The sequence below is a fragment of the Ruegeria sp. BG11 genome (genome assembly GCF_056538565.1).
The window spans coordinates 64727-89790 of record NZ_JBQFTH010000015.1; the positions used below are offsets into that span (position 1 = coordinate 64727).

At 51.5% G+C, this 25064-nt stretch carries 25 protein-coding genes and 1 pseudogene; 10 read left to right on the forward strand and 16 right to left on the reverse strand.

The window, feature by feature from the left end; all coding sequences use genetic code 11:
* The first annotated feature begins 6 nt into the window (after window positions 1-6).
* Together ACR0JF_RS20490 and ACR0JF_RS20495 are read left to right on the forward strand one after the other, a co-directional pair.
* The gene (locus ACR0JF_RS20490) at window positions 7-213 is read left to right on the forward strand and encodes a hypothetical protein (RefSeq protein WP_170747602.1); all 207 of its coding nucleotides are present in this window, start codon (window positions 7-9) and stop codon (window positions 211-213) included.
* A gap of 31 nt (window positions 214-244) precedes the next feature.
* Window positions 245-972 (forward strand): annotated as a pseudogene (locus tag ACR0JF_RS20495) (IS6 family transposase).
* A 354-nt stretch (window positions 973-1326) separates the two neighbouring features.
* Here the strand turns inward: ACR0JF_RS20495 and ACR0JF_RS20500 are convergent.
* From ACR0JF_RS20500 to ACR0JF_RS20535, 8 genes are all read right to left on the reverse strand, one after another.
* A complete protein-coding gene (locus tag ACR0JF_RS20500; protein WP_170662623.1) occupies window positions 1327-2013 on the reverse strand; it encodes a branched-chain amino acid ABC transporter ATP-binding protein in 687 nt (228 codons plus the stop codon).
* Window positions 2010-2759, reverse strand: coding sequence for an ABC transporter ATP-binding protein (locus ACR0JF_RS20505; protein WP_170662621.1), 750 nt, complete (start codon window positions 2757-2759; stop codon window positions 2010-2012). The genes ACR0JF_RS20500 and ACR0JF_RS20505 overlap by 4 nt, the downstream gene beginning before the upstream one ends.
* Entirely contained in the window at window positions 2756-3733 is a 978-nt protein-coding gene (locus ACR0JF_RS20510) for a branched-chain amino acid ABC transporter permease (protein WP_170662619.1), read from the reverse strand. Before ACR0JF_RS20510 ends, ACR0JF_RS20505 begins: the two co-directional genes overlap by 4 nt.
* The gene (locus ACR0JF_RS20515; RefSeq protein WP_170662617.1) at window positions 3730-4650 is read right to left on the reverse strand and encodes a branched-chain amino acid ABC transporter permease; all 921 of its coding nucleotides are present in this window, start codon (window positions 4648-4650) and stop codon (window positions 3730-3732) included. Before ACR0JF_RS20515 ends, ACR0JF_RS20510 begins: the two co-directional genes overlap by 4 nt.
* A 50-nt stretch (window positions 4651-4700) precedes the next feature.
* A complete protein-coding gene (locus tag ACR0JF_RS20520; protein WP_170662615.1) occupies window positions 4701-5834 on the reverse strand; it encodes an ABC transporter substrate-binding protein in 1134 nt (377 codons plus the stop codon).
* 635 nt (window positions 5835-6469) lie between these two features.
* Window positions 6470-7690 (reverse strand): sodium/glutamate symporter, encoded by a 1221-nt coding sequence (gene gltS / locus ACR0JF_RS20525; RefSeq protein ID WP_170662613.1) that lies wholly within the window; start codon window positions 7688-7690, stop codon window positions 6470-6472.
* 89 nt (window positions 7691-7779) lie between these two features.
* Complete coding sequence (locus ACR0JF_RS20530) at window positions 7780-8013, reverse strand: helix-turn-helix transcriptional regulator (protein ID WP_480669792.1); 234 nt, start codon at window positions 8011-8013, stop codon at window positions 7780-7782.
* Window positions 7932-8720 (reverse strand): AraC family transcriptional regulator ligand-binding domain-containing protein, encoded by a 789-nt coding sequence (locus ACR0JF_RS20535; RefSeq protein WP_170662611.1) that lies wholly within the window; start codon window positions 8718-8720, stop codon window positions 7932-7934. Before ACR0JF_RS20535 ends, ACR0JF_RS20530 begins: the two co-directional genes overlap by 82 nt.
* 333 nt (window positions 8721-9053) lie before the next feature.
* On the opposite strand from ACR0JF_RS20535, the gene ACR0JF_RS20540 reads away from it, so the two are divergent.
* Window positions 9054-9551, forward strand: coding sequence for an HlyD family secretion protein (locus tag ACR0JF_RS20540; RefSeq protein WP_170662609.1), 498 nt, complete (start codon window positions 9054-9056; stop codon window positions 9549-9551).
* A 41-nt stretch (window positions 9552-9592) separates the two neighbouring features.
* On the forward strand, window positions 9593-9844 hold the full coding sequence (locus ACR0JF_RS20545; protein ID WP_480669778.1) for a hypothetical protein: 252 nt from the start codon (window positions 9593-9595) through the stop codon (window positions 9842-9844).
* Between the two features lie 171 nt (window positions 9845-10015).
* On the opposite strand, the gene ACR0JF_RS20550 is transcribed toward ACR0JF_RS20545, so the two are convergent.
* Entirely contained in the window at window positions 10016-10888 is an 873-nt protein-coding gene (locus tag ACR0JF_RS20550; RefSeq protein ID WP_480669780.1) for a DMT family transporter, read from the reverse strand.
* A 583-nt stretch (window positions 10889-11471) separates the two neighbouring features.
* On the opposite strand from ACR0JF_RS20550, the gene ACR0JF_RS20555 reads away from it, so the two are divergent.
* On the forward strand, window positions 11472-11678 hold the full coding sequence (locus tag ACR0JF_RS20555; RefSeq protein ID WP_170430361.1) for a cold-shock protein: 207 nt from the start codon (window positions 11472-11474) through the stop codon (window positions 11676-11678).
* Window positions 11679-11750: 72 nt separating this feature from the next.
* Complete coding sequence (locus ACR0JF_RS20560) at window positions 11751-12764, forward strand: fatty acid desaturase (protein WP_480669782.1); 1014 nt, start codon at window positions 11751-11753, stop codon at window positions 12762-12764.
* Here ACR0JF_RS20560 and ACR0JF_RS20565 read toward each other — a convergent pair.
* Both ACR0JF_RS20565 and ACR0JF_RS20570 read right to left on the reverse strand, forming a co-directional pair.
* On the reverse strand, window positions 12756-13004 hold the full coding sequence (locus tag ACR0JF_RS20565) for a ParB N-terminal domain-containing protein (RefSeq protein ID WP_170452343.1): 249 nt from the start codon (window positions 13002-13004) through the stop codon (window positions 12756-12758). The genes ACR0JF_RS20560 and ACR0JF_RS20565 overlap by 9 nt on opposite strands.
* Before the next feature lie 74 nt (window positions 13005-13078).
* A complete protein-coding gene (locus ACR0JF_RS20570; RefSeq protein WP_170644446.1) occupies window positions 13079-13768 on the reverse strand; it encodes a hypothetical protein in 690 nt (229 codons plus the stop codon).
* A 1785-nt stretch (window positions 13769-15553) separates the two neighbouring features.
* Here ACR0JF_RS20570 and ACR0JF_RS20575 point away from each other — a divergent pair.
* A complete protein-coding gene (locus tag ACR0JF_RS20575; protein WP_170380624.1) occupies window positions 15554-16081 on the forward strand; it encodes a hypothetical protein in 528 nt (175 codons plus the stop codon).
* Between the two features lie 341 nt (window positions 16082-16422).
* Here the strand turns inward: ACR0JF_RS20575 and ACR0JF_RS20580 are convergent, their stop codons facing one another.
* Both ACR0JF_RS20580 and ACR0JF_RS20585 read right to left on the reverse strand, forming a co-directional pair.
* Window positions 16423-17232 (reverse strand): DUF3299 domain-containing protein, encoded by an 810-nt coding sequence (locus tag ACR0JF_RS20580; RefSeq protein ID WP_170644398.1) that lies wholly within the window; start codon window positions 17230-17232, stop codon window positions 16423-16425.
* A gap of 104 nt (window positions 17233-17336) precedes the next feature.
* Complete coding sequence (locus ACR0JF_RS20585; RefSeq protein WP_170556639.1) at window positions 17337-18674, reverse strand: metal-dependent hydrolase family protein; 1338 nt, start codon at window positions 18672-18674, stop codon at window positions 17337-17339.
* A 78-nt stretch (window positions 18675-18752) separates the two neighbouring features.
* Here ACR0JF_RS20585 and ACR0JF_RS20590 point away from each other — a divergent pair, with 78 nt between their 5' ends.
* Complete coding sequence (locus ACR0JF_RS20590) at window positions 18753-19706, forward strand: helix-turn-helix domain-containing protein (protein WP_170662693.1); 954 nt, start codon at window positions 18753-18755, stop codon at window positions 19704-19706.
* Window positions 19707-19836: 130 nt separating this feature from the next.
* Window positions 19837-20181, forward strand: coding sequence for a potassium channel family protein (locus ACR0JF_RS20595; RefSeq protein WP_170556641.1), 345 nt, complete (start codon window positions 19837-19839; stop codon window positions 20179-20181).
* A 962-nt stretch (window positions 20182-21143) separates the two neighbouring features.
* On the opposite strand, the gene ACR0JF_RS20600 is transcribed toward ACR0JF_RS20595, so the two are convergent.
* From ACR0JF_RS20600 to ACR0JF_RS20610, 3 genes are all read right to left on the reverse strand, one after another.
* Window positions 21144-21881, reverse strand: a complete 738-nt coding sequence (locus tag ACR0JF_RS20600; protein ID WP_170477049.1) for a hypothetical protein — start codon at window positions 21879-21881, stop codon at window positions 21144-21146.
* A 95-nt stretch (window positions 21882-21976) separates the two neighbouring features.
* Window positions 21977-23650: a sulfatase-like hydrolase/transferase gene (locus ACR0JF_RS20605; RefSeq protein ID WP_170477051.1), complete on the reverse strand. Its 1674-nt coding sequence runs from the start codon at window positions 23648-23650 to the stop codon at window positions 21977-21979.
* 14 nt (window positions 23651-23664) lie between these two features.
* A complete protein-coding gene (locus tag ACR0JF_RS20610; RefSeq protein ID WP_170380012.1) occupies window positions 23665-23820 on the reverse strand; it encodes a hypothetical protein in 156 nt (51 codons plus the stop codon).
* Window positions 23821-23926: 106 nt separating this feature from the next.
* Here ACR0JF_RS20610 and ACR0JF_RS20615 point away from each other — a divergent pair, with 106 nt between their 5' ends.
* On the forward strand, window positions 23927-24883 hold the full coding sequence (locus ACR0JF_RS20615; RefSeq protein WP_170624377.1) for a helix-turn-helix domain-containing protein: 957 nt from the start codon (window positions 23927-23929) through the stop codon (window positions 24881-24883).
* Window positions 24884-25064 lie beyond the last annotated feature (181 nt).

A 25064-nucleotide genomic window follows, 5' to 3' on the forward strand; every position in this document is an offset into this window, starting at 1 on the left:
CCTAAGTTGGACAAGGCTGCGCGACTTACCGTGTCGCAAAGCGACGTGATCTATTGGCTGACCCATGGTAGCGGCCCAATGAAAGGGCACTCCATGACAGCGACACAAAAATTCCAAAACCCGACAGTTGGTATTGCGTTCGTACTGACCGGAATATTGGCGATTTCTATCAATGATATGCTGATTGGCCTTGTCAAAAAAAACTTTGCTTAAGCGGGGCAGGGTGGTTGAGTAGCTTTTTCCGATGACCAGACCTGCCTCTTTCAAGTACTTTAAAACTAGTCCCGAAATCATTCGCCTTGCTGTGATGCTGTCCATCCGTTTCCCGCTCTTGCTTCGGAATGTCGAAGATTTGTTGCACGAGCGAGCCATCGACTTGAGTCACGAAACTGTCCGGTATTGGTGGAACAGGTTTGGCCCAATGTTTGCTGCTGAGGTCCGAAGAAAGCGTGTTCAGAAATTGATAGCATACTCCAAATGGAAGTGGCACGTGGACGAGGTTTTCGTGAAGGTGAATGGCAAGCGGCACTACCTTTGGCGGGCTGTGGGTCACAAAGGCGAGGTACTGGATGCCGTTGTCACCAAACGTCGAAACAAAGCTGCAGCACTGAAATTCCTCAAAAAATGATGAAGCCATACGGTAAATCGGAAACCATCGTCACGGATCGCTTCGCATCGTACCGGGCCGCGCTTAGAGAACTTGGTGCTAGGGAAAAGCAGCAGACGGGCAGGTGGCTCAACAACCGCGTTGAGAATTCGCATCTGCCTTTCCGACGGCGTTAACGCGCCATGCAGCGGTTCAGGCGCATGCGAAGTCTACAGAAATTCGCCTCCGTCCATTCGTTGGTCTAAAATCACTTCAACCAGGAAAGATCGCTAGCCAGCCGAGACACCTTCAAGCTGACCTGCACCGGCGCTCTCGCAGAGTGGTGCGAACTTGGTGCGGCAATAAGGACAGCTACAATGGCCTAGCCGAGACAACCAAAATCTTGAAACACCCACACTTTGAATGTCGGCTTACTTTCCGGCGCTCAAGTTGGTCTCTGCGCGCAACAAAGGTCGGCTCCCCATTCGAACCGCAGATCTGAAGTTTCCGCTTTGGGCTGACTTCGGTCCTGTGCATTGATAATGCGGATGACCGCAAAGTCCGCAGAGCAGTCATTCATCTCAACTCTCTTCAATGGCTGGTTCGTGGGCGAAACATCCATTCCATCCAGACGAAAGCAATACGGTTCGCTTCGCGATAGCTATTCTGATTTTGCGTCGAACATCAAAAACGGCTTAGTGGCCGCGTGGTAGCTGTCAAGGCTTCGGCATTTGTACCATCTACACGCCGAGATGTCGCTGGCTGATTTCACTATCCAGATCGTCAATTGCGCCTGACCAGACCGATCTGCCTCGCTCAAGGATGGTCGCGCGATCACAGACCGCTCGCAACTCGCTAAGCGATTTGTCGATTACCAGAATTGAAAGACCAGATTCCCGTTTCAGTTGCTCCACAGTCGCCCAGATTTCTCGCCTGATATTTGGCGCAAGCCCTTCCGTAGCCTCATCCAGTATGAGCAAGCGTGGGTTGGTAACTAGCGCACGCCCGATCACCAGCATTTGCTGCTCCCCGCCTGACAGTGAGCCCGCAAGCTGATCGGCACGTTCGCTGAGACGCGGGAAAAGCGCAACGACCTTGTCTATATCCCAATGGCCAGGTCGGGACACAGCTACGAGGTTCTCACGCACCGTTAGATCGCGAAATGCGCGGCGGCCTTCGGGGACAAGGCCGATCCCCAACCTTGCCACTTGGTGGCTCGACAGTTTGCGAATGTCGGTGCCAGCAAACACCATCGAGCCTTTACTTCCGATCATTCTGCAAATAGCGCGAACGGTGGTCGTCTTGCCCATACCATTGCGCCCCATAAGGGCGACGACTTGGCCCGCTTCGATCGTCAGATCAACGCCAAAGAGGGCTTGGCTCTTGCCATAGTTTGCGACTAGGTCGGAAATGGAAAGAAGGCTCATAAGTTCTCTCCAAGATAGGCGCGCTGAACTATTGGATTTTTGCGAATATCTTCGACTGATCCGGTGGCAATCACACGCCCGTAATCAAGAACCGTTATTCGGTCAGCCAATTTGAAGACGACGTCCATGTCGTGTTCGACAAGCAGGATCGGGGCCTGATTTCGCAAGTCGCTCAGCAGGTCCGTGAGCAGCTGTGTGCCTTCCGCGCTTAAACCGGCCATCGGCTCGTCCAGTATGAATACCTTTGGTTCTAAGGTCAGCGCAACTGCGACTTCCAGTTGGCGGCGCTGACCATGGCTGAGTTCGCCTGTTCGCTTGTCTGCAAAGTCGATCAGGTCCACGCGACGCAATGCATTCTCTGCGTGATCGCGCAGGTTTTTGTCGCCAAGAACGGGTAGGAAGAATTGCCAGGGTCGGCCTTTGGCCCCAAGCGCGCCCAGCATGGCGTTCTGCAAGACGGTGTCCTCTGATGCAAGAGCAGAAATCTGGAAGGTGCGTCCGAGCCCGAGCCTTGCCCGGTTTTTCGTGGTCTCGTGAGTGATATCCTGGCCCTGAAGGCGAACCGAACCTGCGTCAGGCTTCAGGCCGCCGCAGATCTGAGCGATGAGCGTTGATTTACCAGCCCCGTTTGGGCCGATCACGGCGTGAACTTCGCGGGGCCTAAGGTCCAATGTCACGTCGTCATTTGCAATCAGGGCGCCAAAGCGTCTAGTGAGACCTTCAACTTGCAACACGGGCCGCATCATCGTTCAGACCTTCCCGTAATGACGCCATAAAGGCCGCCGCGGGCGAAAAGGACGACCACCAGCAAAAGCAGACCAAGAAAGAATAGGAAATATTCGCTAATACCTCCAAGCGCGTGTTCGAGTACGACGAACAGAGTCGCGCCTGCAACTGGCCCGAACGTCCGGCCCAACCCTCCGAGGATTATGAAAACGATCAGTTCACCTGACATCTGCCAGCTGAACATCGTCGGACTGACGAAGCGATTAAGATCGGCAAAAAGCGCCCCCGCCAGCCCACAGATCATGCCGGAAATCACCAATGCGATGAGTCTCAGCCGAAAAGGATCAAGCCCTACCGCCTCCACCCGCTCGGGACTTTGCCGCGCCGCATTTAACGCAAGCCCAAAGGATGATTTTGCGAGCCGCACGTTTAGCCAAAGGACTAGGCTCAGAATTGCAAAACAGATCCCGAAGAACTGTATGGGATCAAGCGTGTTCATCCCCGGGAACGAATTTCGAATGTAGATGGAAAGGCCGTCTTCTCCGCCATAGGCGGGCCAGCTGATCGCGAAGAAAAAAAACATCTGCCCGAAGGCCAGCGTGATCATGATGAAATACACGCCGGAAGTTCGAAGCGACAGAAGCCCAACTACCAAAGCGGTAACACCTGAAAACAGTATTGCCACCAACCAGATCACAGGCATGAGCTTGGTTCCAGAAATCGTGAACGGCCATTCCATCAATGGCGAATACGTCTGAGCGTGAAACGCCAAAATACCCATCGCATAGCCGCCAATCCCAAAGAAGACCGCGTGTCCGAGGCTCACGAGCCCTCCGAGCCCAAGCGCGACATTGAGACCAACCGCGGCCAGAGCGAAGATGACCGCGCGGGTCGCCAATGTAATTGTGAAGGGTTCATCCGAGACCCAAGCCCAAAGCGGCGCACAAAGAAGCAGGCTCATGAGAATGGCGTTTAGTGCTTTTTCCGGGATCATGCGCGCGCCCCGAACAGCCCGGTAGGTCTCCAGATCAGCACGCCAGCCATAAGAACGTAAATTGACATTGAAGCTAATGCCGAACCAGTCGATGTCGCAACATCCGGCGCCACGAACAGTTTGAACAGTTCCGGCAGGAAGATTCCGCCCAGGGTATCGGTCAATCCAACCAACAAACTGCCGATAAGCGCCCCGCGAATGGACCCGATGCCCCCGATCACTATGACGACGAAAGCGAGGATCAGGATCGGCTCACCCATACCGATCTGGACCGATTGGATGGCACCTACAAGTGCTCCCGCTAGTCCGGCGAGCGCTGCTCCGAGCGCGAAGACAAACGTGTACAAGCTGCCAATATCAACGCCGAGTGCTGCAATCATTTCCCGGTCATTTTCTCCGGCACGAATCTGAATGCCAACGCGGGTCCGTGAGATGAACAACCACAACCCAACCGCCACCAAAAGCCCTACAAGGATGAGTGCAAGGCGATATAGCGGATACTGAATGCCGCCTGGCAATGAAACCGGACCGGACAAATAGCTCGGAATTTCGAGAAACAGCGGGAATGAACCGAAGATCCATCGCGTACCCTCCGAGAAAATCAGTATCAGCGCAAAAGTCGCAAGCACTTGCTCGAGGTGATCGCGGGCATAGAGCCGACGAATGACTGCCAATTCGACGATGACCCCGGCCATAGCCGCCGCAGCAATGGCAGCTGCAACAGCCGCCAAGAAAGACCCCGTCGCTGCAGCGGCCGCCGCAGCTGCAAAAGCGCCGACCATGTAGAGTGATCCGTGCGCAAGATTTATAAGGCCCATCACGCCGAAGATCAGCGTCAGGCCTGCCGCCATGAGAAAGAGCATGAAGCCGAACTGTATTCCGTTCAGAATCTGCTCGGCGATAAGGATTAAAGTCACGGTTCGAGCAAAAACGGGCCGCCGCCATTTAGTTGGGGGCGGCCCTCCGATTACATTTTACAGTCTGCCGCGTAGGCGTCCGAGTGGTTTTCCAACGCCACACCAATGATCCGGTTGGTGAATACATCCCCTTCCTGAATGACTTCGCGCGCATAGATAGTCTGAATTGGATGGTGGTTTGGACCAAATGCAAAGTCGCCACGCGTGCTGTCGAATTCGGCCGCGCGCAATGCATCTCTGAACGCGTCTTGATCCGAGACGTCAGCCGATCCGAGCGCCGAAACAATCAATTGTGCCGTGTCGAAGCCCTGGCTTGCGTAGAGAGACGGAAGCCGCCCGTACTCGGCAACAAAACTTTCAACGAACGCGGCATTTGCTGGATTGTCGATATCCTTGTTCCATTGGCTGGTATTCACAATCCCAAGTGCTGCGGGCCCGACGGCTTGAAGGATGCCCTGATCGAACGAAAACGCCGGTCCCACCACGGGCAAATCAACGCCGCTATCCGCGTATTGCTTGAGAAACGAAATCCCCATTCCGCCGGGAAGGAAGAAAAAGACACTGTCTGCGCCGGACGCGCGGATTTGAGCAATCTCGGCCGCATAATCCGTTTGGCCAAGCTCGGTGTAAATCTCACCGGCAAGATCGCCTTGGAAGAACCGCTTGTACCCAGTCAAAGCGTCCTTGCCCGCCGGATAATTCGGGGCGAGGATGAAGCTGTGGCTATGCCCTGCCGTGTTGGCATAGGCGCCGGCTGCTTCGTGCAGGTTGTCGTTCTGCCAGGCGACGTTGAAGTAGTTTTCATGACAGCCCTGACCGGCCAACGCAGACGGTCCGGCGTTCGGCGACAAATAGAACTTACCTTGGGCCGTTGCCGCCGGAACAACCGCCATTGCGAGGTTCGACCAGATAATGCCCGTCAGGATATCAACCTTCTCGGATTGGATCATCTTGTCAGCAAGCTGCACGGCGACGTCGGGTTTACGCTGATCATCTTCGACGACGACTTCGATGTCATCCCGCCCGGATTGCTTGATACCCAGCATGAAACCGTCGCGCACATCGATCCCCAAGCCGGCTCCACCACCGGACAGAGTAGTAATCATGCCAACCTTGGTCTCAGCGAATGCTCCTGTGGCCAGCAACCCGATGGATGCGGCAATGGCAATCGATTTATACGTCATAAGTTCCCCCCATGTTGTTTTCCACTAGCACCGGCTGCATTTGTCCGGCCTAGGTAGAGGTTGCTATAGCGAGGACCGCCCTCGCAAACAGTCTTTATTGAGATGCTTTCCTGTTCAGAAAGGCAATGTCCAGTGCAGCTTTAAATCTCTACGGCTTAAGTTGGCTACTATTATCTAGAACCACAAGTATCTAGAACCACAAGTTTTGGGGCCGTATTGCGAGGCATCAAGCTAAATTGGGGTTCATGATCTCTGATCGAAAGATGCGATTTGCTCAATTGCCGAGTCGCCACACGGAGACAACTGTTGCAGTCTAGTAGCATGTTGCAGGCTCGACACGGTCATTCGAGCAATTTGCTCAAATCATGAGCTAAGCGCCGCTGAGCGGTCGTTCAAGCACACAAGACCAAACTTTCCACATCCAATTACCGCTTAGGGCGATCGTAGACGCTGGTGAGAAAAACGTCTATGACCGCATTGCGGGCTCTGCAGCCGTCCAAATTTTTTACTCCAAAGGACCGCAGTCAACCCTAAGGGGACGTTCACAACTGGACTTTGCAGGTTCCATGACGCGTGGCTAAGCCGAACTAGATCTGCCGAGGCAAATCTATACCTTTGACCCAAATCACTGTGTTTCAACCAAATCCAAGAAACCACTGAATTATGAACGCGTTCGCAAGATCGACAAAGAAAGCTGACACCAAAGGCAGAACAATGAACGCTATCGGCGAAGGGCCATACCGTTGCGTGACTGCGGTCATATTCGCAATGGCGGTTGGTGTTGCACCCAAAGAGAAACCGGCGAACCCCGCTGATATGACTGCTGCGAAGTAGTTTTTTCCCATCAGCCGGAACACGATGAAAATAATAAACGTGACGGCCGCAAAGGATTGCAAAAGCATGGTGGTGATTAAAACTCCCGCACTGCTGGCCAGGGTCCACAACTCCATGCTCATCAGCGACATTGCCAGAAATACTGACAGGCTGAATTCGGAAATCACGTTCATCGCAGGAGTGCCCGCGGGCCATTTGAGCTTAGAAAACAAGGGCGGCAGCAAGTTCGACAGTAAGATTCCGCTTAAGAGGCAAGGCACGAAGAGGGGCAGTTTAACTCCTGCTGCCTCAAGTGCTTCAAATACGGAATACCCAATCGCGATTGCGATGTGAATCCAGAGCACACAATTCATCAGGTCTACATGAGTAACTGTCGATGGTTGGTCGGTAGTTGGCTCCGCAACCGTTGCAACTTCTTCCTCTGAATCGTCGACACTCTTTAGATCGTTCTTTTGGATGAGAAAACGGGCAATGGGTCCACCCAGAACGCTGGCCAAGATCAGACCAACGGTCGCCGTAGCTATACCCAGTTCGGAAGCACCGACGACTTGATAGCTATTTTCTATGGTTGGGCCCCAAGCAATGGCTGTGCCGTGACCTCCGATCAAGGATGCGGTTCCCAACAATACTCCTGCTTGTGACGGCAAGCCGAACAAAAGCGCACCAATCATGCCCACCACGTTCTGCACGAGCATAAAGGCAATCGTGAGCCCAAGCATGAGCACAAGAAGTGGTCCACCCTTTGTCAGATCAGCAAAACGGGCGTTTAGACCAACTGTCGTGAAAAAGTAGACCAACAAAAAGTCTCTGGCGCTCAGTTCGTAGCTGATTGCACGGCCAGTGGCTAAAAACACAAGCAAAGCCAGAATGGCCGCCAGAAGGCCTCCGCTGACTGGCTCCGGAATGCTGTACTTGGACAAGACTGCGTAACGACGGGTCAACCGTGCGCCAAGGAAATAGACCAATATACCGATTGTAACGGCGCCAAAGCTGTCAATTTCTATCGGATCAAGCATTTCCATGGTGTATTGTTTCCCCGTTCAAGCAAGTGATCTTCTGTCAATTTTGTTAGGATTGGTTTTGTCTAAGTTTTTGAATTTGAGAAGTTAGATCAGGCATCCTTTTTGATATTGCTCGGTGGTACTCCAGTCCACCCCTTGAATGCGTGCGCGAAGCTCGTTGCGTCAGAGTAGCCGAGCATTTCCGCCACTTGCGTCACACTGTGATCGCCTTCCTTCAACAATTCTTCCGCGCGATTACGCTTCAGATCCGCGAGCAGTATTCCAAGGGTCGTGCCCTCTTTCCTAAGCTTCCGAGCAAGCTGCTGCTCGGATAGGCCAAAGATTTCAGCCGCCTTTTTGTTGCTTGGAAAACCTGCATCCACGTGTGGTCTAAGGGCTTCGCTGACACTCTCGGTAAGTGAGCGAGGAGTTTCCGTTCACCACTGTCATCTACGGGGACTTGGAAGTACCCTTCCTTTGAAAACTCCAAGTTCAACCACTCAGCGGGAAACGCTACGCGATGCCCATACCTGTCCCCTTTGATAGGTTTGGAACCTTTGAAGTCATCGGGTAATGCATTGGGGTCGCTTACGGTTATCATCGTATTGGCAGTGGACCACTTACTCCCGACACTCCTTGCGAAAATCTCTGAAAATAAGCAGGCAAAAAACGCGTCTATCTGAGCAGGAACGAAAGGTGTTTCAAAATACCGCTTCCCGGACATAAGCGCTGACTTGCCATGTATGTCCAAGTGGTGCTCGGTTGAACTTGAATGCTCAGTCGCAACGATAACGACTGCCGTCAGAAAGGAGCCGAGCGTTTTCGCATCTTTGGCAGCGTCGACCAATGGTGGCCAGTTTGAAACCGCCATCTTCACGCTAAGCTTCCCCAGCAGATGAATATCATTTGTGGCCTCAGCCGCCTCTTCGAACAGCTGGTACATGACAATTGCGTGGATATACGCGTCGGGGTCATCGAACGAGGATCTTGAAATGCCCAAGCGTGTTAGCAGCCCATCGGTGTCGGCATAGACTGCATCCAGCGTGCTCAAGATCGGTCTCGCTGTAGACAACCGGATCAAGGGCTGCGCGGGGCCATTCATGTTCGACCCTCGGAAAGTGCAAGGCTCATTTTCCACCTCGTTACTATGACATGGAACCGCAACAGAGTTCCGTCGACCTGATGATTTTCATCAAAAATCGAAGCTTGATGACCAGAGCTATCATGTATTGTAGATATTCAGATGCCTAAATGTTTTGCAGCAAGTCGCTCGTCGAAGTGCCTTTGAACCAATTCCGTCAGTAGGCGATCTGTTAGAACTGGTTCTGCCAAAGGCAAAAATATTGCCAACCTCGGTGAGCTTGCTAACGATGAGAGAGGTGATATGGCGGACTCTGACCACGAGCTTCAGCGACCAGGATGGGCAGTTCCAATCGTCGCGGCAATCATACTGCTGATTTTTGTTTGGTATGTATTTAGCGACAGGATCACCCCGACAACTAACAATGCCTCGGTACAAGGTTACACTATTGCGGTTGTTCCCGAAGTATCGGGTTACATCGCTGACATTCCGATTAAAAAGAACACGCTCGTTCCAACTGGCACGACGTTGGCATCCATAGAAAAAACGCGCTTTGAAAATGCAGTTGAAGCGGCTGAAGCAGAGCTGGAGGCCGCTGGACAGACCGTTGGTGCCTCGACTGCTTCTGTTGCCACAGCAACCGCAGCTTTGGCAAAGGCTCAGGCGCTTCTGGAGGAAACCCGAGCGCAATCTGCCCGCATCTTCACGCTGGAAGAAAAAGGAATTTACGCTCCAGCGCGCGCCTTGACCTTGAGAAGACAGATCTTTTCGCCCCCGCGGACGTTATCGTGGGTGGGCTGAAGATTGACGAGGGGGCATTTGCAAATGCTGGTGCGCCCCTGATGACCCTGATTTCAATCGAGGATCAACGGGTGGAAGCATTCATGACCGAGAACGACCTGACGCGGCTTGCGCCGGGCAACAAAGCCGAAATAGCCCTCGATGCGTTTCCGGGACAGGTCTTTGAAGGGAAAGTCAAAAGTACCGCATGGGGTGTCTCGTCAGGTAAGACAGTTGATCTTGGCGATCTTCCAACCGCATCAAAACCAAAGGGGTGGTTGCGCGACCCGAAACCGCTCTTTCAGCCGTCCTAATATGTTCTCAATCTTGTGACGGATTCGATAAATCTTGGCAAAATATGGTGCAAAATCTTTGCGGTTCTGTTCCGTTTCTCTGGATTCGCAAGACCCGCTAGTGAATATCCGCTTCGAGCCGCAAGCAGCCAGTGATGCTCACCTCAGAGAACGGCATCACCGAGCCCAATACTACCGCCTCGGTGATTTTGCGAGCACGGTAGATACGGTGCGCGTCTTTCTACTTCTTGTGATTGCGATTGCGCCCAGCACTAAGGCACATGCAAAAACTTGAGGAAAAGAGATGGCTTCGTCAAAAGCAAGGTATCCCACGGCAAACATCGTGGGCAATTCGATGCTTCCGATGACCGCAGTTTGGGGAGCCCCAATAGCAGGTGAGCATATCGTGTATATGAGCTGGGGCACGAAAGCTGTAACCAGACCAATACCAACAATGAGCAGCCAATCGGATTGTTCCCTTGGGAGAAGCTCTCCAACCTCAGCACCAAGGATGAGCGGTGCGAGGCCCAGTACAGACCCCAGAGAAACTGACGCGATACGTGCCAACGTCGCGATCCGTGACAACCTGTGTACCAGGACGCAGATTCCGAAGCCAAACCCAAATGGGGCGGCAAGGGATAGCAGCAGCGTTGGTAGATGTTCCGCAGCCACTGACGCAGGCGAGCCAGCAATGACAGCTGCCACCACAATCAGACCAGCGGCCAACATGGCGCGTCGCGTGGGTGCATCGCCAAACACAGTCCAAGCAATAACTAAGGTGAACACCGGATAGGTCATGTAAAGCACACCTACTGTCGATGCGGGCAACTTCTCCAGCGCCGTTACATACCCGATCCAACCAAGCCCCATTACGGCTCCGGCGGAAAGACCCCAAGTGATCTCTCGCCATTCTTTTCGGTGCACGATGAGAACGGGAAGCAGAAGAAGAGCCGCAACAATGTAGCGGTAGAATGCGACCGCATAGGGAGCAACACCCTGTTCGGTTAGGCTGCGGCTGAAGTAGGGAACCAGGCCGAAACAGATTGAAGCAAAAAGAACACCCATAACCGCAAATGCGTAAGGGATGGGCGATCGATTTCGCGCAGATGTCGTGGCCATAATCTGGAGTTATCACGCATTTGTATCTTCGTCTTTAGAGATTCCACGAACGACTGCTTTGTCCGCACAGCAGACATTCGCCCAAATTCTACGAGCGACCGAATTGAGCCCTCTTTGATAAATGCTGCGCGGTGCCCCAATGACAGCGATGCGCAGAAAGCGGACTTTGCAAAGTCTCGCTAAGGCACCAAAACGGACGCTTATCGCTGTCTCGTATGCAGCAGGTTAATATCACAAAAATGATCGTTAGTCTTCTGTGCCGCTGACCCAAGCCACCTTCAAGTTTGGATCGAAGAGCAACGGTTTCACCTCGACTTGCCTAGTTCTAAGCCAGACAGGCTCAAATTCTCTGTTGTCCGCCAAAGCATCAAGGCTTGTATCGTGCGTAGTCGAAGTCCATATACACGAGGCTTACGTTTTTCTTTTTCGACCTGCTGTCTCCCCAATTCGGCGTTCAGTCTTTCGATTCAGACCGACCACGCCGAGTCGCCGCAATGATGCGGGCGGCACGTATTAGGAGACTTCCACCATGGCAAATGGCACAGTAAAATGGTTCAACTCGACCAAAGGTTTTGGCTTTATCGAACCTGAAGATGGCAAGCGCGATGTGTTCGTGCATATCTCAGCACTTGAGCGTTCCGGCATCAGCGAATTGAAGGACGGCCAGAAGGTCACTTTTGACGTCGAAGCTGGCCGTGACGGGCGCGACAGCGCCGCCAATCTGGCACTGGCCTGACCTTTTACGGGCACCCTTATGGGGTGCCCGTTTGCACAATGGGCTGCTAAAAGCCCTTGGAGAACAAGTCAGTTGCAACAGCAGGAATTGACCCGGGCGCTCGCGCAATACCGTGTGCCCGATACGAAGCGTAGCGTTATTGAACTGACAATCACTGTCATCCCCTTTTTCGCGCTATGGGGCGCAGCGTGGTTTGCGCTATCCCTTAGTATCTGGGTCACTGTTCTATTGGCCATCCTGAACGCCGCATTTCTGGTCCGTATCTTTATCATTATGCATGATTGTGGTCATGGATCCTTCTTTAGAAACCGCACAGTTTGCAATTGGACCGGCCGGGTTCTGGGTGTTCTCGCCCTGACACCCTATGACGTCTGGCGGCAAAGCCATGCGATTCACCATGCCTCAACCGGTAACCTTGATCGGCGTGGTATGGGTGACATTCCTACATTGACCATTGAGGAATACCTGAAACGGAATTGGTTCGGGCGTGCCGCTTACAGGTTAATCCGGAACCCCTTCTTCCTGTTCTGTATCGTACCGGTCTACACGTTCTTTTTTCAAAATCGCTTGCCCTTTGGTTTCATGCGGTCAGGCTGGCTGTATTGGGCAAGTGCAATGGGAACAAACGCCGCGATTGCGGTGGTCCTGGCTCTGATTTTTTGGACCGGAGGCCTGGATGTACTGGTTTTTGTATTCCTTCCAACCATGATCGTCGCCGCATCGATTGGTATTTGGCTATTCTATATTCAACACCAGTTTGAACACACGACTTGGGAGCGGGAAGAAGTGTGGAATCTTCAGAACGCCGCATTCTATGGAAGTTCTCACTACGCCCTGCCAGGCATCCTGCGGTGGTTCTCTGCCAATATCGGTGTGCACCATGTTCACCACCTTGCCAGCCGCATACCGTTTTATCGGCTAAACGAGGTATTGCGTGACCATTCCGAGTTGGAAAATTGCCAGCGTATTACTCTATATGAGAGCCTTCATTGCGCACGATTGCATCTTTGGGATGAAAAAAGTCAACGTCTGCTGACTTTTTCCGAGGCTTTGTCGAACGCCAATTCCAATAGGCATCTAGTGTAGCCTGGCGCGCACCAAAAAGGCTTCGACAGTATCACCGCCGAGGGCGCGAATGGCCTCTAGTCGGTGAAGGCCTTCAATCAGCACGAACCTCTTGTTGTCCGCGCGTATCTGGATCGGGGTCTTCTGGCCGTTCTTCAGAATATCTTCGGCCAGCGTCAGGACTTTTTGCTGATCAAGTGTTTTTGCACGCTTCACAGGTACATAGATCAGGTCGAGCGGGTATGGTTTCTTCTCCAGCATAAGCTACGTGTGCAACCTTTCGTGCATTTGTTCCGGTTCAAAGTTCGCTACAAGAGCTGGGTCTGGAATGTACGTCATAGAACCGAACGAACAGCGTCGCGCAGTTCCTGATGCATAATCCAGATTGCTGGCTCATCTTCACTTTCGATGTGAGAAAATGCCAAAACCTGCGCGGCGCCATCATTCTGTGCCGATCCAGCTTCGGGAAGTTCGAGTTCCAGATATTCTGCGATCAATAGTCCGACTTTCTTGAAAACTTTGATGGACGCCTCGCGCGATTTGTAACCGGCTGCCTGAGACAAGTGACCAATGGTCAGACCTTCCTTGCCTGCGATTGTAAGTGCTTTGAGTATTGTAACCTGCGCAGGGGTGAGCCTGATCTGGCGTAATGCCTCGACGTATTCTCTTTTACTGGGAACAAGGGTGCCGGAGTTTCCCTCAAATCGGCGTTGACCGCTACGCGTCCTGTCTCGTTCTTCGAGAATTTCTTTCAAGGCTTCAATGGCCAATGCCGGTGTTTCACCAACTGCATCAGCAATCATTGCCTGCGTTTTAGCTGGTGGCTTGGGGAAGGCGCGCGCAACGCTGTTACCGCTCAGAATACCAGCCTTAATCAAGTACTTCCCGAACTCTTCTTCAATCACACCAGATACGTCAGCGTTCTGCGTTTTACGAACACTGCGGTCCTGAAATGCTCTTTGGTCCAGACCGCGAGCTGACGTCTTTGAAGCCGGAAGGGTTACTTGAGGGGCATTTTTACGCATCAGAGAAACACCACTACAACTATCGCCACAACAAAAACCGCTAACGCGATAAACATCTTAACTATGTAGGACCTGCGATGAGCCTTTTCGGCTTTGAGCATTTTGCCCAAGTTTTCGTCTATCGAGTTGTGGTTCACGGCTTGGTCCTTCCGGATATGTCGGGCGAGATTGATTTCCATTAACCTATTGTCGCGGCACATTTTCGGTGCACGTATCGTTCTGTCGTGTGAACGGCCGATTGCATTCCCAACCATCACCTCTTCGATTCAAATGAGCGTTTGAAGGCACAAGGATCGCAACGCACCTGTCCCGGTTTGCGCGAAAACCACGTTCACATTTCCATCCGGAATAGGTTTCAGGTGCAAGGTACGCATGCTGCGGAACTGCCACAGGCTCACAGCCGCTATCCGCTGCCCTATAACCTCTGAGACATACCCATCCTTCTGAGCTTCTTTTGTCGCTCAGACGACCGTTGCTTGGGACACTAATCGCAACACAATCCTGATCTTCCTTGCGAAACCCCCAGTCACAGTGTATCTCCTGCGCGCCAAACCGGGTTTCGACGTACCCGTTTTGAGGCGCAATCAATTCTTCGCATTTTTCTCCGACACGCTGGAACAGCCGATTGCACTCCCATCGATCTCCGGTCGATGCAAGATATCCGTTATTGGGAACTGCTATTTCCTCACAAAGATCTCCAACACGCTGGAATCCATGGTTGCATTCCCAAACTGGACCAAAGGCACTGCCGGTCAAATATGCGTTTTCTGGTACGTCCGTTCTTTGACAGGATCCGTTCTTGTTATCGAAACTTTCGTCACAAACAGATCCGTCGGCATTGCTGGCGACTTGAGCAGGAAGCTTCGTTCCTGTGAGCAACACCAAAAGTGTCGGGATCAAACAAAGAATGCAGCGCGTAAACACGATGAACGACTGATTGAAACGGAACCTGAGACCTGATCTATCGGTCATTAAGCACGCAATTTATGAGCCATGTGCTGTTCATACGGCGCCTTCTTTCATGGGTCACGAGATGACTGGAGCATGTCAAGTGACAGTTGCGAATGCTTGCGAGGAACGAGCTCATAGCGAAGACCCCAGCGAAACCCGTTCCTATGCTGAGGCACATGCTACAATTAGTCTGAAGGCCATTGGATTATCGTAACCGGCAGCATCGCGGCGGCGAGTAATTTTTTACCAATGCACTCTTGTCGTTCCTAGTCTGTGAAGAGTCAAGGACGCACGCTCGTCAAGAAGCGTGTGCTGCGGAATGGTCAATTTTTGAGACCGGCGAGTTATTAGGTGGTTAAGAGAATAACTGAGAGGCAAAATTCACTTTGGGGCAATTTAGGTTGACAATTCGTCTGTGAAATCGCCGGATTTCTTGGGCAACAATCTTGGAGGTGGTGAACGCTCGCCGCGCCGGCCTATTGCCGACACCGAACTAGGAGATTCGCAATTTCTATCGACAGTTTTGCGGACACTGAGATTGGAAAACACCTCGCCGACGCTGCACGTCGTTGCCGTATGGTTTTCTTCACTGGATTACCAGCGTCTGGAAAGTCATTTCTGTTGCGCCAGCAAATATCCATTTCGGTCTCGTTGGGACGACGCGTACATATCATGCGGTGGGATACAGGACTCGCGGCGTTTCAGACCGAAGACATACTCGCAAAGTACCCAGATGTTTCAGATGGAACTCATCCGTTGATCCGAAAGGCAGCCGGATTGTGGGGCCGGAGAGCCCTAGCGCGATGGCTGACAGAGACTACCGATCCCACTGACATGATTGTCGGTGAAGTCCCTATCATCGGAAACAGGTTTTCCGAGTTCATCCAGGCGCAGCCGGATCAGGTTGAACCAGCCTTAGCATCCGAGGCAACCACCTTCATCTATCCTGTTCCTACAAAGAGTTTGCGCGCCAATCTCGAAGCCATCCGAAGGTCTACGTTTGCGAACCCAAAACACCCTGATGAGGCCAGAGATGCGCCTCCATCGACAATGGAACTGGCTTGGCGTTTGACGTGTACCAAGGCCGCAGAATTGGGTTTGATCTCTGAAGCGGACAGTCATTCTCCGTACGAGGAGATGATTTATTTGCGGTTTTTTGAGCACCTACTGCAACATCGAAACGCCATTAGAATTGGGGTCGATACGATTTATTCAAATGCCGGATCAGCCCATGATCTGGATGCGAACGTCTTAGAACTCAGTGCTAGCTCAGACGAAGTAAAGTACGCAATCGCAGAGGTAGAGACTACCTTTACAGTCGAAGCAGCCGCCCGAGAAGTTGAAAACTGGTATCGGGTGTAGCCTCGGACAAAGGTCTGTTCGGTTGGCATTTCGGAATTTGCAAAGCTTGGTTGCGAAGGTCCGCTTTGGGCTGCGACCAGCCAACCATGCTTGCCGCAAAGAATGGCCGCATCGAGCCCACTTTGACCGATGCTGCTCGATGCCCCAATGACAGCAATGCGCAGAAAGCTGACTTTGCACAGCCACAGACTGCACTTCAAGTAGCACTTCATTGCTTGGTGGGCGCCAGATCGGTAATCGTATTGAGCAATTTCATTTAAGTATTGCTGCATGACATTCTGTTTTATCCATAGTCTGAGCACGCAACACACTGGCTTCCATTTGCTTAAGACAGGCGACTTTTAATTCGAATTTGCTTCACGCGCAGCTTTGGCTCGAAAGTTTGCCAATTTTGACGCGTCAAATTTTGCAGCCCCGGAACCTAATTTTCCAGTGGCGCTTGGACCGTTGACCTCATCCGCGTCAGTGAACTTCCAACCATAGGCTGGGAGATCATCTCCTGCCTCTACATACTGAGCTTCAAATGAATACGTTGCTCTCATTGGAACGAACCCATCCACGAAATTCATCGTCCTCTCTGACGGCGAAATAGAAACTATCCCTGTAAGACGAACTGGCTCGTGAAAGCGTTCTGGATACCAATCTTCCGGCAATCGAACACGAATAAGCTGGTTTGGGTTCGGTGGAGGTGTATGGCTGCACATACCTCTCTCCGGAACCAAGTAAGCGACGTTTGTACCATCAGGGTCCGGTGGTGCGGGTATCGCATAACCCGCCAGCTTTACGACTTTTCCGTCAATTTCTGGATTACCAGCCGTGGCGGCTTTCTTTCGTCGCTCTGCAACGACCCATCGTTGTTCAATCAACCAATCAATGTCGATTCCAGCCTTTTGCAGCGGCGTCTCATTTTCCAGAATTTTCGCTTCAAGACTTTTGCGGACATCTTCGGAATGGGCTCCACTATCCAGTCTGAGCTTTAGTCGGACGACTTCAACAAGATTACTAAGCTGGTCAGGTGTCAGTTCTTTGAAAGGATCTACGTATTCCTGAGATTCTTCATCAATCAATTGGTTCCAGTCTAACTCAGCGATTTCTGCGGACAACGACGTTGAAATCAAAGAGGCAACACAGACTATTCTCCAAATCTTCATGACTTGTCCCTTTCAACCGTATGGACACTTGGATGTTGGTCAATTCGTCATCAACTGCCAGCTTAAGGCATTAATGGATACCTGGGCTTCAAGCGAAACGCAGTTCAAAGCTCGTTTTTATAGATGACGCCGTCCTTCATAATCAGGTCGAAGTTTTCTTGCGGGTCCCCTACAAGCTCCAAGTTTTCAAGCGGGTTGCCGTCCACGAGGATCAGATCAGCGTATGCGCCATCCTTGATAACTCCGAGTGGACCTTCTTGGTAGGGATGACGGGGGCCACTCATTTCCATTAGGCGGGCATTTTCAGAGGTCGCTATCTTGAGCGCTTGATAAGGAGTCATCCAAGTTCCCAACCTCACAAGATATTCGCTCTGTTGATACGCCTTTGATGGATCCATGAGTTGATCGGTGCCAAAGGCGAGATTAACGCCAATTTCGACGGCCATTGGGTACAGCGCGTCTACAGCATCAGTCACCTGTTTCCACTTTTTTGCGCTAACTGGGCTGTCCCAAACCATATCGGCCTCAAACATCGCTTGAGGACTGAGCCAAGCGCCTTTTTCCTTCATCAATTCCAGTGTTTCTCTTGATGCGAAGAAGCCGTGCTCAATGCTCATCACGCCGTTTTCTATTGAGGTACGGATACCTCTGTCTGTCATCACATGCGCCAAAACATAGGTGTTAAAGTTCGTTGCCTCTTCGACTACCGCACGAATTTCGTCGACCGAATACTCGCTCACATCCAGCGGATCGTATTGGGAAGAGACACCACCACCCGTCGTGATTTTGACCTGAGTAGCACCAAACTTGAGGATTTCTCTGGTTCTCTTTCTGACTTCAGGTACACCGTCAGAAATCATCGCCATCATGTTTTTTTCCCAATAGCTCAGTTCCGAGTTGGAGTTTCTTGGGTTTTCAAGCAGCGTGTGAAAGTCGGCATGGCCTGACGTTTGGCTCATGAAGGGTCCGGAAGGCAAAATGCGATGACCGGGGTATTCACCAGCGTCAATCAGTTTCTTGATCGTAAAAGGATTTCCGCCGGGGTCTCTAACGGTGGTGAACCCACGCATTAAGGTCTCTTCTGCCCCCTTCATACTGCGAATGGCCACTTCCGACATGTCGCCTTGATTCAACATTAGAACGGATGCAGGAGTGTAGGCATATGTCGTATGCCAATGGACGTCGATCAAACCTGGGATCATCGTGCGACCGCCACCGTCAATCACAACCGCGTTTTCGGCTTCGATTGGGTCGGAGGAAACAGCCGTTATCAAATTATCTTCGATTAAAACGTTAGCATTCTCGATGCGCGTTTCGTTTACCCCGTCAAATATGTGAACATTGGTTATGAGAGTCTTTGCAGGATCCTCTTGTGCGCTCACCAGCGGCGCCAGCATACCCGAGATTATCACGCTGAAAGTTGAAAATAAAATTTTGCGCATATCTCTCACCTTAGGAATATCACAGACTTCGATTTCTTGAATGTACCGATTGGAGCCAATGCACCGAGGAAAATCGATATGAACTTTTTTAAGGAGTTGGGTGAAGGGAAACCTGAGCTTTTCACTGCAACCGTACGAGAAGCTATGTCGGGTGCGGTTTTTAATGGTGACGTGATACAATTGGGAAGGGGATCTGACGAAGGTCAAATTCACGGCGCTCGGTTAGGACACTCTCGTTTGTCTAGGGTTCGCTTTCTGCCCAAAGCACTGGTACGAACTTTACAAAACGAAGACTTTGCTAACTTTACTGTTCCAATCTGCTCATCAGAGTCTTGGACGGTCGGCGGCGCTCAGTTGGAAGATAAATCCGTTTTTTTTAATTTTACCACTTCAGAAACCGAGGTAATTGCTAGCAATCGACTTTCTATTTGTGGTCGCGTGCCCCTGCAACGATTTCTCGAAGAAGTTCAACTTTTTTCCGGCAGAGACGCATCAGATTTATACGGACCAACGGTCATTGTGAATATGCCTTCTGATTGCCACGCAACATTGGTACGAACACTAAACTGCATATTGAACCTAACCGATGGTCAATCTACGCAAAGTGAATTGGAGGGGCGTCTTACAAGGACGATGGCCATTATTTTTGCCATGTCTGTGAATAGTGGGAGTGCAAACAAAGCGACTTGGTCTCAAAAAGAAGGTTTGGTCTCAAAAGCAAGAGAGTACTACGCATCCGGCTTGTCAAATAAGCCATCAGTGGCGGATCTGTGTCGAGCAACCGAGGTAAGCGCCCCAACATTAATCTCAGCGTTTCGCGATGTAACGGGTGAAACACCAGCAAGGTTTTTTGCCCTTCAAAGATTGGCCAGTGTCCATGATAAACTTGTACAGGCGTCCAAGCCAAAACCCATGGTGAAGCAAGTGGCGCTTGCTCACGGATTCACCGATCTGGGACGATTTGGCAGCCTGTACAAAAGTGTTTATGGAGTTCTACCTTCAGAGCAAACTAAGTGTTTTGCACCCATTTGACCAGTTGCCTTTTTCGTTCTGTCGAAGGACGTTGAATACCAATAGCGGGTACGACACAGCAGAGTTGCCTTGACGGATTGGAATGTCACCCCGACCATCTACTAAACAGAACTAGGGATGGGAAAGCGGAATGTTTTCACTTTATTTGAATTTCTTCAGGCTCTTAAAAGCGATTGTCCGCTCGTGGAGTAGCCCTAGGTTCCGAGGCGCGCTCATCCTTGCAATACTCTTGTTGCTCTCTGGAACTTTGTTTTATGTCAGCGTCGAGGGGTGGTCTTGGGTGGACGCGCTGTATTTCAGTGCAACCACTATTTCTACCGTCGGCCTCAGCGATCTAACGCCCGTAACCGACACAGGAAAACTCTTTACCGTGTTGTATATTTTTGTAGGCGTCGGAGTTTTCATCACACTGTTTGTACAATTCACACATGCCCTTCTTAGGGACTACGATGAGAAAAAGTCGTCAGAGGGTTAGAGATTGACGAAACATGCTTCCGACCTTCTCGAGGTTTTCCCATCTTCGGCACAATTTTTTTGGGAAGTATGACGATGATGCCCACTCTGTGGTTAACGTTAGACTTCTAGCAGCTTTAATTCCGAGTAACGAATTACTGCTTCTAGACAGGCTTAAGGAGCTGGTGCTGGCCTGTCTTCGGGCAGGTCAGTCTCAGTTGTTTCTTCGGTTTGGTAACGCCAGCTTCTGTCCGCTAAGCCAGAATTGCAAATTCTTGCATTCCAAGTCCGTTTTGGGCTGACTGCGGTCCTTTGGAGTTAGAATGTGGATGGCCGCAAAGTCCGCACAACAGACATCAAGGGGAATTCTTTCAACGTCCGAATTGAGCCCTAAGATATTGTTGTCAAAAAAAGCCGGGCTTCAAACTAGTTATAACAGATAATCAAATATAATTAACATAATGTGAATTATCAGGAGAACACCGTTGTAGTGGCGCTCACTTGTTCCAATCTACTCTCCTATTGGAAACTAAATCGCTGCGGGTTTGCATTCCCCTAAGGCAGCTCTGTGGGACCAAACTCCAGTTCGCCGTCGCGCGAAGCTCTAATGACCGCTGTGCGCAGACAGCGGACTTTGCAAAGTCTTGGGTACAGATCGTAATAGAAGTCTCTTTTCTCAGAACTCTGGGCCTAAGCATCGCTGGTTGGGGATTAGAAGAGCGAACAACGGATTCAGTTTCAAGGTTCAAATCCATCTCAGCGGATCGCCTAGAGACTATTGATCTTCCCCGAGTTCAGAGCGGAGCGACCAGATAGAATGATGCGGCGCGAGTGACGCCAATTTATTTCCTACCAACCCGGCGCGGGCAGGGATTGGCTCAAGGCAGTTCCAGGAAGGGTCAAGATAGGCGCAGAATACAAATGGCTGAACAGAGTTCTGGACTGTGACATAGATGATCTTCGCCGAGGTTGGGTGTGGGTGGACTAGTAGTTGAAACGCAAACCCAAGCCGGCACCTTTATCGTAGGGGCGGTCGGAACCTATACCGATTAGGAAATCAGCATAAATTGCGATGCCAGGACTGAGGTTCTTGCCAATCTGGAACTCAGCGGTCGCTGGCCAAGCATCGTTCTCCCAGTCATATGGTGCTTTGATGTCAGCCTTGGCCCAGTACCCATCGCCAAACGGTTGTAGCGCAATCAACCGCATCGCGGTTTGGTTTATGTCCGTCGGGCCATTGTATGAAGCAAAATGCTGGAGCAGTGGGATCAGCGTCAGCCCTGATTTTGTGTTTGCAAAGGCGAACCCGCCAAAAGGCGCAATTTGATCGGACCCGGTTCCGATCCCTTTTTCCGGGTCGCCAAAGTCCAGAATCCACTCCAGACCAATGGCCGACTTGATGGCCCACGTTTCGTTGAGCGGTCTCTGAGAAGGGAAATAGATCGCTTTGAGGCTCAATTTCTCGAAGTCAGTGAACCGAGTTCCAGTCACATCCGTTGAGTTGTAGTGCAACTCATATTTCAGTTTCAGATCAGGCCGCAGCATGTATGCGCCATCTATAAAGGCGTCCTGCTTGTCAGCACCGTTGCCCAAATCAAAATACTGATACCGGATGTCCGTGTTATTAACTGCGGCCAAAGGGTTTGAAGCGTTTTCATCGGCGATTGCTGGGGCCGCAACAATGCCAGTCGCCAATGCAAGGACAAGCGCTTGGATTTTCATATTGTTTCCAGAATTTTTGTTGTGGATGCCAAGCCCCACATCAAGCATATCATTATCTGATGCGGGGCTTGCATTACTCTTATCAGCTTCACCCTTTAGTCGGGCTGAATGTCCCGCTTGGCGACAAAGGCATCCACCGCTGCGACGGTTTCAGGACGAAGGTTCACGATACCTTCATAGGGACGTCCAGTCGCGGCCGGTTGATCGGGGTACATTTCCTTAAATTTCAGGTGGCGGGCAATAATGCGGTTAAACTCATGTCCAGCCCATGCTCCGATCTCGGTCGATACGCTCTGTTCTTCGCGGGGGTCGCGGAACAGGTTGTAGAACTTGGCCACGATAGCATTTTCACCTTTGGCCGGAACTTTGAGTTTGATGTGTTCCTTTACCACCTCTTTCAGCGAATTGATCGAGTAGATCAGTACATGATCCCTGCGCCCATGCGTATCGCCAATAAACATCAGGGACGTCTGATCGACACCGTCAATGATCCGGTCGCGGGGGATGGCATCCATCGCTCCGCCGATACGCGCAATTGACGTGAACAAATCAGAGATATGAATAATGTCAGATACAATCGAGTCTCCCTCGATCAAGCCGGGCAGGCGGGCGAACGCATCCACCCGAACGCCTCCTTCAGACGTATCGGCCTTGCCGCCCCGGAAGACCAGCGGCGAAAACCCACTGCCGGGGGCATATTTGGTGAAGTGACCGTTGTCGCCCATCAAAACGATCAGGGTATTGTCCCTAAGCCCCAGCGCATCGACTTCGTTCAGAATGACCCCGATCCATTCATCCAGCTCTTCCATGCTTTCAACGAATGTACCGCCGTTGGGTGTCGTGAACGCCTCTCTCGTCGTGCGCGTTGTCGACAGAGGGACAAGCGGCCAGTATTGCAGGAAGAACGGTTCATCCCGTTCTGCTAGCAGGCGCAACTGTTCCATCGCCTGTGCCTGATAGCGGATGTTCATTTCATTATATTTGTCCTGGGTCCATTTCTCACCCGGTTCCATATGGACTTCGCGGACCTCCCCGCCAATAACAGCTTCGAGGCCGGTAATCATGTGTCCCGGATCAGGGCGAAACCAATCATCCAGCGTGTATTTGGAGTTGTAGTTGTCTTCCCCTATGGCCATGGTGATTTCTTCCTTGGCTGCATCTTCGTTGAAGATGGCCAACTGGCCCTGCTGATGGATGGGGAACGCGGCGTAGTCAAAGCCCTGATAAGTAGGCCAGGATTCCTGAATGTCGCCCATGTGCCATTTGCCAACATGCGAGGTGTTGTAGCCTACGGATTTCAGAACTTCGGCAATTGTGACTTCTTCATCGGCAAGGCCAAAACCTGAAATATCGACGGCGGTATCGCCCATCCCATTGCGATACGGCTGGCGACCCGTCATGAAGGCGACCCGCGACGGTGTGCAGGACGGCTCGGTATACATGCGCGCAAACCGCATGCTTTCCTCTGCGAGCGCGTTGATATTGGGCGTCGAATACCCGCGTATCGCGTTCATCTCGGGCATACCCATGTCGCCAAAACCCATATCGTCAATAAGGATGTAGAAGATGTTTGGAGGGTTCCCTCCGTTTTTCTCACGAAAATCGGCCAGCAGTTGGTCAACCTGTGCGTCGTTCTCGACCCAAACGGCTTCGTTTTGCTGCTTCAGGACATAGTATTCCGCATCATGCACGATATTGCTGTCCTGAGCTGCCGCCGTGATAGCGGAGCCGGTAAAGACCAGCGCTGAGAGGAACAGTTTTGATTTCATGAGATACCCCTGTTTCATGATTTACTTGTTTTCAGACCTTCAAGGATCAGATGATGGCAAAAGGTTGAAAGGGAGAGTTCGCTGTCTTCAGCCTGTGAGCGCAACAACTCTTTTTCGCTTTTGGTTAGCAGCGTTACGACGCGTTCGGTGCGCGCAGTATCGTCAGGCAACAATGGGCGTCCGAACCTCTTCCCTCTCGATTTGTCTGCTTTGTCTTGCAATTGTCCAAGCCTACATATTCGAATAACATTTCATGAAAACTACCTGCAGGGCGGAATGGACGACATCAAAAAACGATCAGCCCCCAAAAAAACTTGCGCCCCAAACACACTTTTTTTGCAGGACCCTTCGCAATTCCGCGAGCTGTCCCAATGGGATGTTGAGCTACGCCAAATTGAGGAGGGAACTATGAACTCTTCGGTATCCGTTTGGGCAGGTCTTGACCTTCAAATGATTGATTTGTCGTTTGATAAGGCTGTGTACCAAACTGGTGTTTCTCGCCCTGACATTCTAGCGTTTGGCTTACCAGACAAAGGGAGTGTACGGACTTGGCTTAACGGCTCACCCTCAGACACCGCTCTGATGAATTTTGGTAGCGGAGACCCTTTTGAAGGCGTGAGCAATTCAACGCTCACAGGCCTGACCTTTGGCATCAACATCCGAAGGGCTCAACGGATCGCCGACGATTGCGGTCTTGATATCAGCACCGTGCGAAATGACGCTTTAAGATCTTTCGTTAGCGACGCTGGAAAGCTTCATTCCTTAGTCAAAAACAAAGCGCGCTTTCTAATTGGATCAGCGGCCGGACCAAGCTCTGATAGTGAAGAGAGTGATATGATCTTTGAGCTTCTGGAAATGCTGGTGGTAGGCGAAGAATGGAGTGATCGGCGAAACAGTAAAAATAGAACCCGTTTAGCACAACAAGCCGTTGAGTTCATGCGGGCCCATTTGATGGATAACGTTTCAATCGGTGAAGTATGTGCAGATATTCAGGTATCTGCATGCACTCTTCGTCGCGCGTTTCAGGAAACATATGGGGTGAGCCCCAAGCAGTTTTATCTAAGAGCCCGTCTCGGTGCTGTGCGCCATGAACTGGTGTCCTGCTCGCCAGAGGAGAGTATATCGGACATCGCAAACGCTTACGGATTTTGGCACATGGGTCAGTTCGCGCGAGACTACAGAGCACTCTTTGGACAACTGCCGACACAAACGTTGTCAGGCAAAGTGAACTGAAACAGAGCTTGGCAACAGTCTTTGGCGCAAAGTTTGTGTTAAGCAATTGTAGTTGCGGAGCCACTGTCAGAGTTCAGTGGCTAGCGACGCTGAGACCTTGGCGGTACGCGGCCTAACTTGTCCGCAACACGAGAATTGCAAAGTCGGATTTTGTAGGTCCGCTTCGGGCTGACTGCGGTCC

Coding starts and splice junctions, on each gene's coding strand:
- ACR0JF_RS20500 (WP_170662623.1), bottom strand. CDS start 2,013: ATGAGCCTTCTTTCCATTTCCGACCTAGTCGCAAACTATGGCAAGAGC.
- ACR0JF_RS20505 (WP_170662621.1), bottom strand. CDS start 2,759: ATGATGCGGCCCGTGTTGCAAGTTGAAGGTCTCACTAGACGCTTTGGC.
- ACR0JF_RS20510 (WP_170662619.1), bottom strand. CDS start 3,733: ATGATCCCGGAAAAAGCACTAAACGCCATTCTCATGAGCCTGCTTCTT.
- ACR0JF_RS20520 (WP_170662615.1), bottom strand. CDS start 5,834: ATGACGTATAAATCGATTGCCATTGCCGCATCCATCGGGTTGCTGGCC.
- gltS (WP_170662613.1), bottom strand. CDS start 7,690: ATGGAAATGCTTGATCCGATAGAAATTGACAGCTTTGGCGCCGTTACA.
- ACR0JF_RS20540 (WP_170662609.1), top strand. CDS start 9,054: ATGGCGGACTCTGACCACGAGCTTCAGCGACCAGGATGGGCAGTTCCA.
- ACR0JF_RS20545 (WP_480669778.1), top strand. CDS start 9,593: ATGACCCTGATTTCAATCGAGGATCAACGGGTGGAAGCATTCATGACC.
- ACR0JF_RS20550 (WP_480669780.1), bottom strand. CDS start 10,888: ATGGGTGTTCTTTTTGCTTCAATCTGTTTCGGCCTGGTTCCCTACTTC.
- ACR0JF_RS20555 (WP_170430361.1), top strand. CDS start 11,472: ATGGCAAATGGCACAGTAAAATGGTTCAACTCGACCAAAGGTTTTGGC.
- ACR0JF_RS20565 (WP_170452343.1), bottom strand. CDS start 13,004: ATGCTGGAGAAGAAACCATACCCGCTCGACCTGATCTATGTACCTGTG.
- ACR0JF_RS20570 (WP_170644446.1), bottom strand. CDS start 13,768: ATGCGTAAAAATGCCCCTCAAGTAACCCTTCCGGCTTCAAAGACGTCA.
- ACR0JF_RS20575 (WP_170380624.1), top strand. CDS start 15,554: ATGATTGTCGGTGAAGTCCCTATCATCGGAAACAGGTTTTCCGAGTTC.
- ACR0JF_RS20580 (WP_170644398.1), bottom strand. CDS start 17,232: ATGAAGATTTGGAGAATAGTCTGTGTTGCCTCTTTGATTTCAACGTCG.
- ACR0JF_RS20585 (WP_170556639.1), bottom strand. CDS start 18,674: ATGCGCAAAATTTTATTTTCAACTTTCAGCGTGATAATCTCGGGTATG.
- ACR0JF_RS20590 (WP_170662693.1), top strand. CDS start 18,753: ATGAACTTTTTTAAGGAGTTGGGTGAAGGGAAACCTGAGCTTTTCACT.
- ACR0JF_RS20595 (WP_170556641.1), top strand. CDS start 19,837: ATGTTTTCACTTTATTTGAATTTCTTCAGGCTCTTAAAAGCGATTGTC.
- ACR0JF_RS20600 (WP_170477049.1), bottom strand. CDS start 21,881: ATGAAAATCCAAGCGCTTGTCCTTGCATTGGCGACTGGCATTGTTGCG.
- ACR0JF_RS20605 (WP_170477051.1), bottom strand. CDS start 23,650: ATGAAATCAAAACTGTTCCTCTCAGCGCTGGTCTTTACCGGCTCCGCT.
- ACR0JF_RS20615 (WP_170624377.1), top strand. CDS start 23,927: ATGGACGACATCAAAAAACGATCAGCCCCCAAAAAAACTTGCGCCCCA.